We start from the raw sequence: 15,454 nt of genomic DNA, 5'->3' as shown, positions 1-15,454 counted from the left end.
CTCAGGCCGCCGTATCGCCCGGAACGTCTTGCGCAGCGGCGTTGCGTTTCCTCAGTGCATTGAGGAAGCCGGCGCGCGCGTCGGGAGCCTGCATTCCGCGCGGCTCGTAGACATGGCGGGCGAAAAAGAAGTCCGTCAGGCGGAAGGCCTGTTCGATCGTCGTGATATCAACCTGTGGGCTGGAACCGCGCAGAAGGAAGGCCGGCAGCGCCAGCATCTTGTCGTGCCACGGCAGACCCGCCTCGCGCGACACGGCGCGGCCGGACTTCGGCGAGACGTAAGTAAGATCGTCGCGCCGGCCGGTGGCCGCGCATTGGGTGAGATCGAGGCCGAAGCCAAGCTCCTCCAGCACCATCAGCTCGAACCGCACGACAAGCTCGCCGGCAGCGGTGGCGTCGTCCAGATGCTCGATCAGCAGCCCCAGCATCTCGTAAAGCCCGCCATGCGGGTCGCGCTCGGGCAAGAGCCGCAGATGGGCGGCCAGCGTCTGCAAGCCGTAGACGGCGCAGGCGCTTTCGAACAGGCGCGCGGCGTTGAGTTCCAGCGCCTCGGCCTGGAACATGCCGAGATGCTCGTCGAGCCGCGCGCGCCAGATGAGATCGACGCGGTTGCCCGCCTGAAGCAGCGGCTGGGCCTTGCGCGAGCGCCCGCCGCGCACCATGCCGAGATGGCGCCCATGGGCGCGCGTCATCACCTCAAGTATGACGCTGGTTTCGCCATGCTTGCGGGTTCCAAGGATTATGCCCTCGTCGCGCCATTCCATGGCTGGAGCTTCGGCCGCTCAGTGCGGGAATTCAAGACCCATTTCGCGGTAGCGTTCGGGGTCATCGCCCCAGTTCTCGCGCACCTTCACGAACAGGAAGAGATGCACCTTCTGCTCGAGGATATCGCCGATATCCTTGCGGGAGGACTGGCCGATGGAACGGATCGTCTCGCCTTTGTGGCCAAGCACGATCTTCTTCTGGCTGTCGCGCTCGACATAGATGACCTGTTCGATGCGCACCGAGCCATCGGGCTTTTCTTCCCACTTTTCGGTCTCGACATGGGACGAATAGGGCAATTCCTGATGCAGGCGCAGATAGAGCTTTTCGCGGGTGATCTCGGCTGCAAGCTGGCGCATCGGCAGGTCCGAAATCTGGTCTTCCGGATAGTACCATGGGCCGGCCGGCAAGGCTTCGGCGAGATGATCGAGGATCGCCTGGCACCCTGCCCCGGTCAGCGCCGAGACCATGAAAGTGCGTTCGAACTTGACCCGCTCGTTGCAGGTGGCGGCAAGCGCCAGCAGGCTTTCCGGCTTGACCCGGTCGAGCTTGTTCAGGATCAGGATTTTCGGCTGGCGAACGCCTTCGAGATTGGTCAGCATCGCGTCGGCATCGCCCTTGATGCCGCGCTCGGCGTCGATCAGCACCATGACCATGTCGGCATCCTTGGCCCCGCCCCAGGCAGTCGTGACCATGGCCTTGTCGAGCCGGCGGCGCGGCTTGAAGATGCCGGGCGTGTCAATGAAGACGATCTGCGCATTGTTGTGGGTGGCGATGCCGCGCACGATGGCGCGCGTCGTCTGTACCTTGTGGGTGACGATCGACACTTTGGCGCCGACGAGCTGGTTGACCAGCGTCGACTTGCCGGCATTCGGAGCGCCGATAAGGGCGACAAAGCCGGAGTGGGTTGCGGGCGCGTCTTCGCTCACTGTTCGTTTCCTTCCTGGCCCCAGACGCCTTCGCGCTGGAGGATTGCCGCTGCGGCGGCCTGCTCGGCCTCGCGCTTGGAGCGGCCTGTGGCGGTCGCCGGTTCGAAATCACCGACACGCACGCTCACCGTGAACAGCGGATCGTGGTCGGGGCCTTCGCGGCTTTCGATCTGATAGGCAGGTGTAGCACTTGCAGCCTGATGTGCCCATTCCTGCAATTCGGTCTTCGGGTCGCGGCGGGCCGCACCGGTAACCTTGGAGCGCGGCTCCCAATAGCGCAGGACGAAGCGTTTTGCCGCTTCCATGCCGCCGTCGAGATAAAGCGCGGCGATCAGCGATTCCAGCGCGTCGGCGCGGATGTTCACGCGCTTGCGCCCGGCCAGCGTCTTGACCTCGCTGCCGGCGCGGATCAGGTCCGGCAGGCCGATCTCGTCGGCGATTTCGGCCAGCGCCTCGGCGTTGACCAATGCGTTGAGCCGCACGGAGAGTTCCCCTTCGGCAGCGTTGGGAAAGGCATGGAACAGCATGTCGGCAATGATCAGGCCGAGAACGCGGTCGCCGAGAAACTCGAAGCGCTCATAGTCCGTGCCGGCCCTGGCGCCGCGCGCGCTTGCATGCGTCAGCGCACGCTGAAGCCGCTCATGGTCGCGGAACACATGGCCGGTGCGTTCCTTCAACGCCTCGGCAATGTCTTTTCCGGTCAGCCGTTTGAACGCCATCCTATCGAACGAAGTTGAACAGGCGCGAGGCGCGCATCTCGGACGGCCACTTCCAGATTTCGAGCGGGCTTGCGCCATCGGCTATCGAGAAGAAGATGATGTTGGCTTTGCCGACGAGATTTTCGGCCGGCACGTAGCCGACATTGAATCGGCTGTCGGTCGAGTTGTCGCGGTTGTCGCCCATCATGAAGAAGTGGCCTTCCGGCACGACGAATTCGCGGGTGTTGTCGCCGATGGAATTCGGCGTCAGGTCGAGCGTGTCATAGGAAACGCCGTTCGGCAGCGTCTCGCGATAGACGTCGACCGGGCGGTTGACCTCGGTGATGTCGGGATTGTCGATCTCGCCGACCTTCTCGCGCGGCACGGCCGTGCCGTTGATGAAGAGCTGGCCGTCCTTCATCTGGACCTTGTCACCCGGCAGGCCGATCACGCGCTTGATGTAATCCAATGATGGGTTCGGCGGGAACTTGAAGACCACGACATCGCCGCGTGCGGGATCGCTGCCCCAGATGCGGCCCGAAAACAGGTCCGGCCCGAAGGGTAGCGAATAGCGCGAGAAACCGTATGACCATTTGGTCACGAACAGATAGTCGCCTTCCAGAAGTGTCGGCCGCATCGAACCTGAGGGAATCGAAAAAGGCTGAAACAGAAACGTGCGGATGACCAGCGCAAGCAGCAGCGCCTGAACGATGACGCTGACGGTCTCGCTAAGCCCGCCGGATTTCTTCTCGGATTTATCAGCCACGCTCATGTCGTCCTCAGTTTCTGCGTCGGGTTGGTATAAGGGCTCGACGCGCGCGGGGCAATCTTTGCCCTGATCGAAAAAACGCCACGAGCGCCATGAAAATGGCGGTTATTCGGCAGGCAAGGCTTCTATGATCACAAACGCTTGCGCGAGCGGAAAATCATCGGTGATCGTCAGATGAATCGCCGCGCGATGGCCCGCCGGCAGCATCTCGGCCAGTCTTGCTGCGGCTCCACCAGTCAGATGCATGGTCGGCTTGCCGCCCGGCAGGTTGACCACGCCCATGTCGCGCCAGAAAACGCTATGCGAAATGCCGGTGCCCAGCGCCTTGGAGCAGGCCTCCTTGGCGGCGAAGCGCTTGGCATAGGATGCGGCGCGCTGCTTGCGGCGATCGGACTTTTCCTGCTCGACCTCGGTGAAGATGCGGGCCGTGAAGCGCTCGCCGTAGCGCTCCAGCGATTTTTCGATGCGCCGGATGTCGATCAGGTCACTGCCGATGCCGATGATCATCGAACGACTGTCCTCAAATGTTCCGGCTTCCGGGCTTGGTCGCCGGAATGGCCGCAAGTTCTGGCGGAAGCTGGTCGACCGGATAGGCCGGAACCTCATATTCGGCGAGCGCGACCAGCGGCACGCCGACATCCGTCTTGCCCGCAGAGCGATCGACGATGCAGGCGGCAGCGACAACCTCGGCGCCCAGCGCGCGCAGGCAGTCGATGGTCTCGCGGATCGACAGGCCGGTGGTGACGATGTCTTCCACGATGACGACGCGTGCGCCCTTCTCCAGTTCGAAACGGCGCAGGCGGAAGACGCCGTTTTCGCGCTCGACCCAGACCGCCGGCACGCCGAGATGGCGCGATGTCTCATAGGCCGGAATGATGCCGCCGATCGCCGGGCCGACGACATAGTCGATCTTTCCCGGCACCTCGGCGCGGATTTTTGCAGCCAGAGCCCGGCACAGCCGCTCTGTCTTGTCGGCATGCATGAAGACGCGCGCCTTCTGCAGGAAAACCGGACTGCGCAGGCCGGAGGTCAGGATGAAGTGGCCTTCCAGCACTGCGCCGGCTTCGCGAAAAATGTCCAGTACCTGGTTCGTATTCATGCCGTTCCCGTCTTTAGAATAATCAGCCATTGACGCGCCGCGCATCGCTGACGCTCGAGTTTTCCTTGAGCTGAGAGATCAGCCGGTTGAGATGCTTCAGATCCCAGACTTCCAGGTCGATCAGCATCTCGGTGAAGTCTGGCGCAGTGCGCACCATGGAAAGCGTATGGATGTTGGCATCGTTTTCGGCAATCACCTGCGCGATCTCGGCAAGCGATCCCGGTGCGTTGATCGCCACGACCGAGATGCGCGCCGGAAAGCGTTCCTTCGTCGCCTCGTCGATATCCCAGCGCACGTCGATCCAGCGCTCGGGCTGATCGTCGAACGCTGTAAGCGACGGCGACTGGATCGGATAGATGGTGATGCCGGAACCGGGCTGCACGATGCCGATGATGCGATCGCCGGGCACTGCCCCTTCCGGCGCAAAACGCACCGGCAGGTCGCCGCGCACGCCGCGAATGGGAACAGCGCCGCTTTCCTTGGCTGCCTGCCTCTCCTTGCGCGAGGCCCGGCCCGGAATCTGGAACAGCATGCCAGCCGCGTTGCGGATTTTCGACCAGCCCTCTTCGCGCGGCTTCGGCGGCAGCGTGACGCGCTCTTCCTTGAAATCGGGATAGACGGCCTTCATCACGTCCGTCGAAGACAACTCGCCGCGGCCGACGGAGGACAGCACATCCTCGATATCCTTGCGGGCAAGCCTGTGCAGCACCGACTTCAGGCTGTCCTTGGAAAAGGTCTTTCCCGAGCGCTCGAAGGCGCGCTCGAGAATGCGAACGCCAAGGCCGGAATATTGCTTGCGGATGGCGTTCTTGGTCGCGCGGCGGATGGCTGCGCGCGCCTTGCCTGTGACGACAACCGATTCCCACGCCGCCGGCGGCACCTGCGCCTTGGAGCGGATGATCTCGACCTCGTCGCCATTCTTCAATTCGGTCATCAGCGGCATGATGCGGCCATTGACCTTGGCGCCGACGCAAGTGTCGCCGACATCGGTGTGCACGGCATAGGCGAAATCGATGGGCGTCGCACCGCGCGGCAGCGCGATCAGCATGCCCTTCGGCGTGAAGCAGAACACCTGGTCCTGGAACAGCTCCAGCTTGGTGTTTTCCAGGAAATCCTCGGGATTGTCGCCCTCGGAAAGCTGCTCGATGGTGCGCCGCAGCCAGGCGTAGGCGTTGGTTTCCTTCGAGATGGTGTGGCTGGCGTTCACCTTGCCGCCGGTGTCCTTGTAGAGCGCATGCACGGCCACGCCATACTCGGCGATCTTGTTCATCTCTCGCGTGCGGATCTGCAATTCGATGCGCTGGCGCGACGGACCGACGATCGTGGTGTGGATCGAGCGGTAGTCGTTCTGCTTCGGCGTCGAGATATAATCCTTGAAGCGGCCCGGCACCATCGACCACGTCGTGTGGATCGCGCCGAGCGCGCGGTAGCAATCCTCGACGCTCTCCACGACCACGCGGAAGCCGAAAATGTCGGAAAGCTGCTCGAAGGAAAGAGCCTTGGCTTCCATCTTGCGGAAGACCGACCATGGCTTCTTCTGGCGGCTCTTGACCGTCGCGTTCAGGGCGTATTTCTCGAAAAGCCCCGACAAGGAATTCTCGATCTCGACAATGACGCCGCGATTGCGCTCGGAAATGTCGGCCAGGCGCGCCGTAACCGTGCGGTAGGCTTCCGGGTTGATATAGCGGAACGCCAGTTCCTCAAGCTCTTCGCGCATGCCCTGCATGCCCATGCGACCGGCCAGCGGCGCATAGATCTCCATCGTCTCTTCGGCGATGCGCAGGCGCTTGTCGTCGCGCATATGGTCCAGCGTGCGCATGTTGTGCAGCCGGTCGGCGAGCTTGACCAGAAGGACGCGGACATCCTCCGAGATCGCCAGCAGCAGCTTGCGCAGATTCTCGGCCTGCTCGGCCTTTTTCGAGACGAGATCGAGCTTCTTGAGTTTGGTCAGACCCTCGACAAGCTTACCGAGGTCGGGCCCGAAGAGTTCGTCGATTTCCTGGCGGGTGGCGGTCGTGTCCTCGATCGTGTCATGCAGGAGCGCAACCGCGATCGTCGCCTCGTCCATATGCATGTCGGTCAGGATCGCGGCGACCTCAAGCGGATGTGAGAAATAAGGATCGCCGGAAGCCCGCTTCTGATGACCATGCTTCTGCATGGCGTAGACATATGCCTTGTTGAGAAGCGCCTCGTTCACGTCGGGCTTGTAGCGCTGAACGCGCTCGACAAGCTCATATTGACGCATCATGGGCCAAATCTCACAAATCGATAAAAATCATGCGCCGCATCGGTCGATACGGCGCATGATAGATAGCCACGAAACGGCCGGCGCGAAAGTGCCGACAGTACCTCTAAGGGTCAGTAATCGTCGCTTTTTTCCGGGGCGACGAGACCTTCGATGCCGGCCAGCAGATCTTCTTCGGTCATGCGGTCGAAAGTGACGTTGTCTTCTTCGCGATCTTCCTCGGCGGTGGCCGCGGTGGCGTCGGCCTGGTCGATCAATTCCTGACCGTCCGATTCCGGCTCATCGACCTCGACATGCTTCTGCAGCGAGTGGATCAGATCTTCCTTCAGGTCGTCGGGCGACAGGGTCTCATCAGCGATCTCGCGCAGCGCCACGACCGGGTTCTTGTCGTTGTCGCGGTTGATGGTGATCGCCGCACCCTGCGATATCTGACGGGCGCGATGACCGGCCAGGAGCACCAGTTCGAAGCGGTTGTCGACCTTGTCGATGCAGTCTTCAACGGTTACGCGGGCCATGGATTGCCCCTTTCATACGTGGATGTGATGGAAAACAGGCGCGCTCATTAACCTGAAAGCCCACGAAATACAAGGGCGAAGCCTGTGTCGAGAGAGTAGCCGAACCAGTAAGACCGCGATAGCACGCACTGTCCACCATTCTTTTGTCCCAAAGATAATATCACATTTTCTTGCGATAACGTCCCGGCCCCTTGGAATGGCCGCAGTCGAGCGATATTTTCTGAAGTAATGGCTTGTGAAGTGATTTTCCAACGCAACCCAGCGGGCATCATCCGCGTATTTTATGAGATTGCCTATTTTTCCAAAGGATATTTCACATGTTTGATCCCCGTGAAAAAATTGCGCTCTTCATAGACGGCGCCAATCTTTATGCGACATCACGCTCGCTCGGCTTCGATATCGACTATCGCAAGCTGCTTTCGAGTTTTCAGAAACGCGGCTATCTGCTGCGCGCCTACTATTACACCGCGCTGGTGGAGGATCAGGAATATTCCTCGATCCGCCCGCTGATCGACTGGCTCGACTATAACGGCTTCAAGGTCGTGACCAAGCCGGCCAAGGAGTTCACCGACTCGACCGGCCGCCGCAAGATCAAGGGCAACATGGATATCGAACTGACCGTCGATGCACTGGAGCTTTCCGATGTCGTCGACCACTATGTGATTTTTTCCGGCGACGGCGATTTCCGCACGCTCGTGGAAGCGCTGCAGCGGCGTGGACGAAAAGTCAGCGTGGTCTCCACCATGGCGTCGCAGCCGCCGATGATCTCCGACGATCTGCGCCGGCAGGCCGACCATTTCATCGACCTGATGACGCTGAAGAACGAGATCGGCCGTGACCCGTCCGAAAGACCGGTTCGCCGTCCGGAACCCGCCGAAACCGACACTGACGACGACGATTATTGATGCAGACAACAGCTGTCGAACCGTCGCGCGACTGCTCGCTCTGTCCGCGCCTTCATGATTTTATTGCCTTGTGGCGGGAGCGCGAGCCGAGCTGGTTCAACGCGCCGGTGCCGACATTCCTGCCGCCCGAGGGCGAAGACGCCGTGCGCTTCCTGATCGTCGGGCTGGCGCCCGGCCTGCGCGGCGCAAACCGCACCGGCCGCCCCTTCACTGGCGACTATGCCGGCGACCTGTTGTACGAGACGCTGATCCGTTTCGGGCTGGCGCGCGGGCGTTTTGAGGCGAGGCCCGATGACAGCCTCGAACTGATCCAGACCGCGATCACCAACGCAGTCAGATGCGTGCCACCCGAAAACAAACCGGTCGGCGCCGAGATCAACACCTGCCGGACGTTCCTGAAGCCGACGATTGGACGTTTCAAGAATCTTCAGGCGGTGCTGACCTTGGGCACCATTGCCCATCAATCCACCGTGCGCGCGCTCGGTGGACGCGTCGCCGCGCATCCCTTCAGACATGGCGGGCGGCAGGAAATCGGCGGCGTCACCGTGTTTTCGAGTTACCACTGCTCACGCTACAACACCAATACAGGACGGCTGACGACCGAGATGTTCGTGAGTGTTTTCAGTGAGGTAGCGGAGTTTTTGGCCAAGTAGATTCATGCGGCCGCCAGCCCTTTCCGGCGACCGTCACTGTCACGCGACCGGACGGCCAGATCTTAATATCTCGCTCCGCCCAACATGATTTCAACGCCGAAAGGTCGGGACGCCGCCAAATGATGCGGGTTGCTTATGGGCGGAAGATCATAAAAAGCGCGCCCGATCGCCGCGCTGAGCGGCTTTGAAACCGTCGTCCTCACAACGCGAACGTCTTTGATCGATCCATCCGGAGCAAGCCTGAAAGCAACACTCAGGCGTCTCGGATCGAAACGTTGCGCTGCCTGTTGTACCGACGGGTTGTGACGGATCATGTCGACATGCCGGGACAATCGTTTTGAAAACGCCCCTATGGATTCCTCTGCGAAGGAAGGAACCGAACTCGTCAACAAGAAAGCAAAAACCAGAAAGAATCTCATGATGCACCCCCACCACCAAACAAGCGGAAGGAGCCAAGGTCGTCAACCAGTGTGAGCCTATCTTTGAATGGAATTTCTCGCTTCGGTTGCAAAAACTGCGACTCGAAAAATACCTTCTTATCGTTTGGAAAGCACCGTCGGCCTTTGCCACTACGCGAGCAGCGCCCTCACCCCCGCTCCTTGAGCAGGCGTCCCTTCTCGCGGTTCCAGTCGCGCTGTTTTTCGGTCTCGCGCTTGTCGTGCAGTTTTTTGCCGCGGGCGATCGCCAGCAGGAGTTTGGCGCGGCCCTGGTCGTTGAAATAGATCTTCAACGGCACCATGGTCATGCCTTCGCGATCGACGCTCTGGCTCATGCGCGCCATTTCGCGCTTGTTGAGCAGAAGCTTGCGGCGACGGCGCGGCTCATGGTTGAAGCGATTGCCCTGCAGATATTCAGGCAGATAGGAATTGATCAGCCAGAACTCGCCACCCTCCACCGAGGCGTAGGATTCCTGAATATTGGCATGCCCCTGCCGCAGTGACTTGACCTCGGTTCCAGTCAGCACGATGCCGGCCTCGACGGTGTCGAGGACCTCATAGGAAAACCGCGCCTTGCGGTTTTCCGCGGCGATCTTGTTGTTGGGGTCGGATTTCTTCTGGTTCATGGCATCACATAGCTATCTGGTGGTTCTTCGAGGCGACCCTGAGCTTGTCGAAGGGAAGCCGCGAAGGACGCACTCAAATGGCCCTGCGAACCAAATTCCGCAAGAGCTCTAATGGCTTAGTTGAGCAATCCGGCGTGCTTCATGGCTGCTTCGATCTTTTCGGCGGTCGAGTCTTCGACGGTCATCAGCGGCGAACGCAGCACGTTTTCCATCTTGCCCAGCCGCGACAGCGCGTATTTCGCGCCAGAAACACCGGGCTCAAGGAAGATCGCCTTATGCAGCGGCATCAGCCTGTCCTGAAGCTCGATCGCACGCTCCTTGTCGCCATTGAGCGTCGCTTCCTGGAATTCGGCGCAAAGCCGCGGCGCGACATTGGACGTCACCGAAATCGCGCCGACACCGCCATGCGCGTTGAAGCCGAGGGCGGAAGCATCCTCGCCCGAAAGCTGGATGAAATCCTTTCCGCAGGTGATGCGCTGTTCGGAAACCCGCTCGACCTTGCCGGTGGCATCCTTGACGCCGACGATGTTCTTGAAGTCGTGGGCCAGCCGTCCCATCGTCTCCGGCGTCATGTCGATCACCGAGCGCGGTGGGATGTTGTAGATGATGATCGGCAGGCTGGTCGACTTGGCGACCGCCGCGAAATGCGCATAGAGACCGCGCTGGGTCGGCCTGTTGTAATAGGGCGTGACCACCAGAACGGCATCCGCACCAACCTTCTCGGCGTGCTCGACCAGTCCGACGGCTTCCGCCGTGTTGTTCGAACCAGCACCGGCAACCACCGGCACCCTGCCCTTTGCGACTTCGACGCAGGCCTTCACGACCAGGCGATGCTCGTCATGGGAAAGTGTGGGCGACTCGCCCGTGGTGCCGACCGGAACGAGGCCGGTCGTGCCTTCGGCTATCTGCCATTCGACGAATGCACGAAAGGCTTTCTCGTCGAAACGCCCGCTCTTTTCGAACGGTGTAACGAGCGCGGTAAGCGAGCCTCTCAGCATTTCATTCTACTCCCTGGAACCACCCGGTTCCGCAATAGTGTGATTGACGCCGGCTTTCTAACCGAAAGCAAGGCCGGGCACCATAGTCTTGACATCAGCTTGCGGCAAGGATCGAGCAAAGCAGAAAGCGGACAAATCAAGGAGCTGCGATAACCTTTCGTTAACCCGCCCTTCACCACCGGCGACTAGGCTTTTTGTAACCCGACCCCATTTGTATCCTGTATGGACAGGGAATAGAAAAAGAGCATGCCAGGCAACAGGCAACACCGTTTCGCGCTGATCGGCGCGATTTTCGCATTGACGCCCGCTCTCGCGATCGGCGCGAGCGTCGACGCGCAGACCACCGCAGCGATTCCCGCGCAGCCGGGAAATTTCGTGAACGCCGGCTCCATGCCGGCGGGAAGCATCGCCAACCTGAAGAGTGGGCTTGATGCGCTGTCGGCACAGGAGGTCGGCCGTGCACGCGCCGTGCGCGACAGCCTTGCGGAAAACTCACTCGACCGGCACATCCTCGCCTGGGCCATCGCACTTCGCGGCGGCGATCTCGTGCCGAGCGGCGATATTGCCGCGGCGGCACAAGCGCTGCCTGGCTGGCCCGGCATGGCCGCCCTGCGCCGCAACAGCGAAAAAGCGCTGTTTCGCGAGAACCCCGCCCCGCAAACGGTCGTGCGCGCCTTTGGCGGCTCGCAGCCGCAAACGCTCGAAGGCGTCATTCTGCTTTCGCGAGCCTATGTAGCACTGGGAAACCGCGATGCCGCTCGCTCGGTCCTGTCGCCTTTCTGGCGGGTCGAGAAGCTCGAAGCCAAGGATGAAGTCTCAATCATCAACGAATTCGGCAGCCTCATCCCGGCGGCGGACCATCGCTTCCGCATGGAGCGCATGCTTTACGCCGAACGCGTCAATTCGGCCAAGCGCGTGGCGGGTTTTGCCGGCGCGCAGGCGCTGACCGACGCCTGGAGCGCGGTGATCAAGGGCGACAAGGGCGCACAAAAGCTGCTCGACGCGGTACCTGCGGCGCAACGCTCCGCCGGCTACATGTTTGCGCAGGCGCGATATCTGCGGCGCGGCGAAAATTTTGCGCAGGCCGCCGCCGTGATGCTCAAGGCACCCACCGACAGGGCTTCGCTCGTCGATCCGGACGCCTGGTGGATAGAACGGCGGTCTCTGTCGCGCGAACTCGTCGACAAGGGCGACATGAAGACCGCCTATCGCATCGTCGCAGCGCATGCGGCGGAAAGCCCGACCAATGCCGCCGATGCCGAGTTCCACGCCGGCTGGTATGCCCTGCGCGGCCTGAACGATGCCAAGACGGCGGCAAAGCATTTTACCCGCATCGCGGAGCTCGCTGAGGGATCGATTTCGAAGTCGCGCGCCTATTACTGGCTCGGCCGCGCTGCCGAAGCCGGCGGGCCAGGAAGCTCGAAAGCCTATTTCGAACGTGCGGCGGGCTACGGCACCACCTTCTACGGTCAGCTTGCAGCCGAACGCATCGGACAAAGCGCAATCAAAATTGCCTATCCTTCGCCGACCGCAGCCGACCGGCGCGATTTTGCCCAGCGCGAAGCCGTCAATGCCATCAAGCGGCTGGAAGACGCCGGCTATGCAAGCCTAGCCGACACACTCTACCGCGATCTGGCCGGTCAGTTGACCAGCCCGGGTGAACTGGCGCTGCTCGCGGTCATGGCGGAAAAGCGCGATAACCATTTCCTCGCGCTGAAGGTCGGCAAGATCGCCGCCGCACGCGGCATCGAAATCGGTGCGCTGTCGCATCCGATCGGCGTGATACCGGCGAATGCAAATATTTCCGGCTCGGGCAAGGCGCTTGCCTATGCCATTGCCCGGCAGGAAAGCGAGTTCAATGTCGCGGCGGTTTCAAGGGTGGGCGCGCTCGGCCTGCTGCAATTGATGCCCGGCACGGCCAAGGATTTGGCGAGAAAGAACGGCCTGCCCTATTCGCAGGCGCGCCTGACCACGGACGCCGGTTACAACGCAGCACTAGGCGCGGCATTCCTTGGCGAACAGCTTGGCCGCTTCAACGGCTCTTATGTGCTGACCTTCGCCGGCTACAATGCCGGCCCGCGCCGCGCTCAAGATTGGATTACCCGCTACGGCGATCCGCGCGGCAAGGATGTGGACACCGTCGTCGACTGGATCGAGCGCATCCCCTTCTCCGAAACGCGCAGCTACGTCCAGCGCGTGATGGAGAATTATCAGGTCTACAAGATGCGCCTCTCGGGCAAATTCGACATTGTCGCGGATCTGGTGAACGGACGCGACTGACTTCGCACAAGCGTAGATTGAGAGTTGCCCGCCGCGCACGGCTTGCATCATGCCTCGTGGCGGGTAATCCTGCCGGCGCGGCCCTCACGCTGCGTGTTTCCGACAGGTGCCAATTGAATTCCTCTCCCGATTTTTCTGACTTCTTCTATTCCGCGCCGGATGGGCTTCGGCTTCATGCTCGAATCTATGGCGAAGACATCACCGGATCGACGCCGGTGATCTGCCTTCCCGGCCTGACGCGCAACGCCCGTGATTTCCATGAACTGGCGCTGTTTTTCTCACGCAAGGCAAAAACACGACGCAAAGTTGTAGCGTTCGATTACCGCGGTCGCGGTGAGTCGGCTTATGACAAGGACTGGCAGAACTACAACGTCGCCGTCGAGGCTGGCGACATCCTTGCCGGACTTGTTGCACTCGGCATCGAACACGGTGCCTTCATTGGCACGTCCCGCGGCGGGTTGATCATCCATGTATTAGCCGCGATGCGGCCGACGGTTTTGAAAGCGGTCGTTCTCAACGATATCGGCCCGGTCCTTGAAGGTGCCGGCCTTGCGCACATACGCGCCTATCTCGAACGCGCGCCGAAGCCGAAAAGCCTCGCTGATGCGATTGCCATCCAGCGCGCAACGCATGGCCAGGCCTTTTCGGCGCTGACCGACACGGATTGGGAACGCTTTGTCGGCGCGCTCTATCGCATCAATGGCGCTGCACCAGTCGCGGATTTCGACCCAGCATTGCTGAAGACCGTCACCGGCATGGATCTCAGCGTGCCGCTTCCGGTTCTCTGGCCGCAATTCGAGGGTCTGAAGAGCGTGCCGATGCTCGCCATCCGCGGCGAGAACTCAAAACTTCTATCAGCAGAGACGCTCAAGGAAATGGCTGCGCGTCATCCTGCGATCAAAACCATTACCGTCGAAGGCCAGGGCCACGCACCGCTGCTGGAGACCGGCAAACTGCCCAGGCAGATCGCTACGTTTTTGGAGAAAGCAGACCACGGCGCTTAATGCGCTGGACACGTAAACTATTGCTATTGCAACATATTTTTATCCAACAAAAAACCCGGCGATTGCTCGCCGGGTTTTTCGCGTTCAGCTTTGAAGCCGATCAGAAATTGCGCTGGAAGCGCAGGAAGCCACCGAAGCCATCGCCGAGCTTTTCCTTGGTGACGTCGTCATGCCAGGAATTCCAGGCCACTTCCGGGGTGATCTTCAGGCCCGGAACGAGCTCGTAAGCCACGTTGGCGACAATCGCCACGTCCTTGTTGTCGGCATACTGTGCCTGCAGGTTGAAGGTAGCCTTCTCGTTCAACTTGGCTGAACCGCCGCCCCAGACACCCCAGTTGCCGCCCCAGGTCTTGTAGAAGCTGCGGGTGACATTGTCGTCAGTGCCGTAGCCAGCCATGATGAAGAGCGAGATGGTATCAGTTGCATTGACGTCCAGGCGAACCTTGCCGGCCCATTCTTCATAGACCGAGTCGTAGCCGACGACGCCTGTGATGCCGCCCCAGCCCTGGGTGTAGCCAGCGCCGACGACCACGTGCGGAACGTAGGAGTCGATCGTGTAGTCGTCCGTGCCTTCTTCGAGGCCGACCGCCGCCGAGAAGCCATTGGTGCCGGTGTAGGTGTAGACGATCTGGTGGGTGTCGAAGGGACCGTAGCCGCCGTTCAGATCGTCCTCGATCACGTCCGCACCGTAGTTGGTGAAGGTCGAGAACAGCGAGTCGGTCTTACCGATGCGGAAGCCGCCGAGTTCGATATAGGCATGCTCCATTTCGACATCGGTGCCGCCAGCCACGCTATCGTTCGCGTCGTTGACACCATTGTCCCAATTGAAATGAACTTGGAAGTAGGCGCGCAGGGTGCCGAGTTCGGTTTCCGAACGGGCGTCCAGTTCCAACGAGGCGCGGGCGCGCTTGTAATAGGTGTCGTTCAGGCCATCGCCCATCTTGTCGTTTACGTTGTTGAGGCCGCCGTAACCGCCCTCGCCGATGCCGATGTCGTAACGGACATAGCCGCCGACGCGCAGGCAGGTCTCGGTACCCGGGATGTAGTAGAAGCCGGCGCCGTAAACGTCGCAGACGCGGACATATTCCATGGGTTCCGGCTCGGCGACGACGACAGCGTCAGCCGCACGGGCGCCAGAGACTGCTGCGAGGGCTGCAGCGGAGCCGAGAAGAAGGCCCTTGATGTTCATTTTCCGCTCTCCAATCAAAATCATTAAGTCCAGCCCGGGTTTCGTTGGGAGCCCACCCGGACGGAGTCGACAGGAATAACACGCCTGTTGCAGTCAGCTTTCGCGCAACTTCGTCCGGCATTCAACTGCGACTCAAGATTTTAGCTGGCGGAGGCGAATTGAGATTCGCCGCTGTGATGGAAAAGACACAAAATCGGGGATGAGATTCATCTTCTGTTAACGGATGAAGCCCGGCATGCAGGCAAATGCCCGCAATTTCATCATCGAGCGAACATCTGGCAACTGCGCAATGGAAGCAGCCGGCGATTCGATATCCGACTTAAGATGTTCCACAAAAAGAAAACCC

Annotated in this window: 16 protein-coding genes; 4 read left to right on the top strand and 12 right to left on the bottom strand. The window is 60.8% G+C overall.

What is annotated here, in order from left to right; all coding sequences use genetic code 11:
* Position 1 precedes the first annotated feature (1 nt).
* The 8 genes from recO to rpoZ form a co-directional block, all read right to left on the bottom strand.
* A complete protein-coding gene (recO, locus tag G6N74_RS06385) occupies positions 2–763 on the bottom strand; it encodes a DNA repair protein RecO (RefSeq protein ID WP_165115465.1) in 762 nt (253 codons plus the stop codon).
* A gap of 18 nt (positions 764–781) precedes the next feature.
* On the bottom strand, positions 782–1,690 hold the full coding sequence (era, locus tag G6N74_RS06380) for a GTPase Era (protein WP_091913998.1): 909 nt from the start codon (positions 1,688–1,690) through the stop codon (positions 782–784).
* The gene (gene rnc, locus G6N74_RS06375) at positions 1,687–2,409 is read right to left on the bottom strand and encodes a ribonuclease III (protein WP_165115463.1); all 723 of its coding nucleotides are present in this window, start codon (positions 2,407–2,409) and stop codon (positions 1,687–1,689) included. The genes era and rnc overlap by 4 nt, the downstream gene beginning before the upstream one ends.
* Position 2,410: 1 nt before the next feature.
* On the bottom strand, positions 2,411–3,160 hold the full coding sequence (lepB, locus tag G6N74_RS06370) for a signal peptidase I (protein ID WP_165115461.1): 750 nt from the start codon (positions 3,158–3,160) through the stop codon (positions 2,411–2,413).
* Between the two features lie 102 nt (positions 3,161–3,262).
* Positions 3,263–3,664, bottom strand: coding sequence for a holo-ACP synthase (acpS, locus tag G6N74_RS06365; protein ID WP_165115459.1), 402 nt, complete (start codon positions 3,662–3,664; stop codon positions 3,263–3,265).
* Positions 3,665–3,677: 13 nt separating this feature from the next.
* Complete coding sequence (pyrE, locus tag G6N74_RS06360; protein WP_165115457.1) at positions 3,678–4,256, bottom strand: orotate phosphoribosyltransferase; 579 nt, start codon at positions 4,254–4,256, stop codon at positions 3,678–3,680.
* 22 nt (positions 4,257–4,278) lie between these two features.
* On the bottom strand, positions 4,279–6,504 hold the full coding sequence (locus tag G6N74_RS06355; RefSeq protein WP_165115455.1) for a RelA/SpoT family protein: 2,226 nt from the start codon (positions 6,502–6,504) through the stop codon (positions 4,279–4,281).
* 110 nt (positions 6,505–6,614) lie between these two features.
* On the bottom strand, positions 6,615–7,016 hold the full coding sequence (gene rpoZ, locus G6N74_RS06350; RefSeq protein ID WP_165115453.1) for a DNA-directed RNA polymerase subunit omega: 402 nt from the start codon (positions 7,014–7,016) through the stop codon (positions 6,615–6,617).
* Positions 7,017–7,333: 317 nt separating this feature from the next.
* Between rpoZ and G6N74_RS06345 the strand changes: the two genes are divergently transcribed.
* Positions 7,334–7,921, top strand: a complete 588-nt coding sequence (locus G6N74_RS06345; protein WP_119818996.1) for a LabA-like NYN domain-containing protein — start codon at positions 7,334–7,336, stop codon at positions 7,919–7,921.
* Positions 7,921–8,574, top strand: a complete 654-nt coding sequence (locus tag G6N74_RS06340) for a uracil-DNA glycosylase (protein WP_165115451.1) — start codon at positions 7,921–7,923, stop codon at positions 8,572–8,574. The genes G6N74_RS06345 and G6N74_RS06340 overlap by 1 nt, the downstream gene beginning before the upstream one ends.
* Positions 8,575–8,636: 62 nt before the next feature.
* Here the strand turns inward: G6N74_RS06340 and G6N74_RS06335 are convergent, their stop codons facing one another.
* The 3 genes from G6N74_RS06335 to dapA all read right to left on the bottom strand — a co-directional run bounded on the left by G6N74_RS06335 (position 8,637) and on the right by dapA (position 10,635).
* Complete coding sequence (locus tag G6N74_RS06335) at positions 8,637–8,993, bottom strand: hypothetical protein (RefSeq protein ID WP_165115449.1); 357 nt, start codon at positions 8,991–8,993, stop codon at positions 8,637–8,639.
* Between the two features lie 167 nt (positions 8,994–9,160).
* Positions 9,161–9,637, bottom strand: coding sequence for an SsrA-binding protein SmpB (smpB, locus tag G6N74_RS06330; protein WP_091913982.1), 477 nt, complete (start codon positions 9,635–9,637; stop codon positions 9,161–9,163).
* A 116-nt stretch (positions 9,638–9,753) separates the two neighbouring features.
* Positions 9,754–10,635: a 4-hydroxy-tetrahydrodipicolinate synthase gene (dapA, locus tag G6N74_RS06325; protein ID WP_165115447.1), complete on the bottom strand. Its 882-nt coding sequence runs from the start codon at positions 10,633–10,635 to the stop codon at positions 9,754–9,756.
* A gap of 246 nt (positions 10,636–10,881) precedes the next feature.
* Between dapA and G6N74_RS06320 the strand changes: the two genes are divergently transcribed.
* Entirely contained in the window at positions 10,882–12,915 is a 2,034-nt protein-coding gene (locus G6N74_RS06320) for a lytic transglycosylase domain-containing protein (RefSeq protein WP_165115445.1), read from the top strand.
* 113 nt (positions 12,916–13,028) lie between these two features.
* Positions 13,029–13,919, top strand: a complete 891-nt coding sequence (locus G6N74_RS06315; RefSeq protein WP_165115443.1) for an alpha/beta fold hydrolase — start codon at positions 13,029–13,031, stop codon at positions 13,917–13,919.
* A 100-nt stretch (positions 13,920–14,019) separates the two neighbouring features.
* On the opposite strand, the gene G6N74_RS06310 is transcribed toward G6N74_RS06315, so the two are convergent.
* Positions 14,020–15,108 carry a porin gene (locus G6N74_RS06310; protein ID WP_165115441.1) on the bottom strand — a complete coding sequence of 363 codons (1,089 nt, stop codon included), beginning with the start codon at positions 15,106–15,108 and terminating at the stop codon, positions 14,020–14,022.
* Between the last annotated feature and the right edge of the window lie 346 nt (positions 15,109–15,454).

It is taken from the genome of Mesorhizobium zhangyense, from assembly GCF_011045115.1.
GTDB lineage: Bacteria > Pseudomonadota > Alphaproteobacteria > Rhizobiales > Rhizobiaceae > Mesorhizobium_M > Mesorhizobium_M zhangyense.
The sequence above is the reverse complement of the archived record's forward strand: the minus strand, read 5'-3'. Positions and strand labels throughout refer to the sequence as shown.

Bases quoted from the DNA above. Each gene is read 5' to 3' on its own strand.
- recO (WP_165115465.1), bottom strand. From the start codon at position 763: ATGGAATGGCGCGACGAGGGCATAATCCTTGGAACCCGCAAGCATGGC.
- rnc (WP_165115463.1), bottom strand. From the start codon at position 2,409: ATGGCGTTCAAACGGCTGACCGGAAAAGACATTGCCGAGGCGTTGAAG.
- lepB (WP_165115461.1), bottom strand. From the start codon at position 3,160: ATGAGCGTGGCTGATAAATCCGAGAAGAAATCCGGCGGGCTTAGCGAG.
- acpS (WP_165115459.1), bottom strand. From the start codon at position 3,664: ATGATCATCGGCATCGGCAGTGACCTGATCGACATCCGGCGCATCGAA.
- pyrE (WP_165115457.1), bottom strand. From the start codon at position 4,256: ATGAATACGAACCAGGTACTGGACATTTTTCGCGAAGCCGGCGCAGTG.
- G6N74_RS06355 (WP_165115455.1), bottom strand. From the start codon at position 6,504: ATGATGCGTCAATATGAGCTTGTCGAGCGCGTTCAGCGCTACAAGCCC.
- rpoZ (WP_165115453.1), bottom strand. From the start codon at position 7,016: ATGGCCCGCGTAACCGTTGAAGACTGCATCGACAAGGTCGACAACCGC.
- G6N74_RS06345 (WP_119818996.1), top strand. From the start codon at position 7,334: ATGTTTGATCCCCGTGAAAAAATTGCGCTCTTCATAGACGGCGCCAAT.
- G6N74_RS06340 (WP_165115451.1), top strand. From the start codon at position 7,921: ATGCAGACAACAGCTGTCGAACCGTCGCGCGACTGCTCGCTCTGTCCG.
- G6N74_RS06335 (WP_165115449.1), bottom strand. From the start codon at position 8,993: ATGAGATTCTTTCTGGTTTTTGCTTTCTTGTTGACGAGTTCGGTTCCT.
- smpB (WP_091913982.1), bottom strand. From the start codon at position 9,637: ATGAACCAGAAGAAATCCGACCCCAACAACAAGATCGCCGCGGAAAAC.
- dapA (WP_165115447.1), bottom strand. From the start codon at position 10,635: ATGCTGAGAGGCTCGCTTACCGCGCTCGTTACACCGTTCGAAAAGAGC.
- G6N74_RS06320 (WP_165115445.1), top strand. From the start codon at position 10,882: ATGCCAGGCAACAGGCAACACCGTTTCGCGCTGATCGGCGCGATTTTC.
- G6N74_RS06310 (WP_165115441.1), bottom strand. From the start codon at position 15,108: ATGAACATCAAGGGCCTTCTTCTCGGCTCCGCTGCAGCCCTCGCAGCA.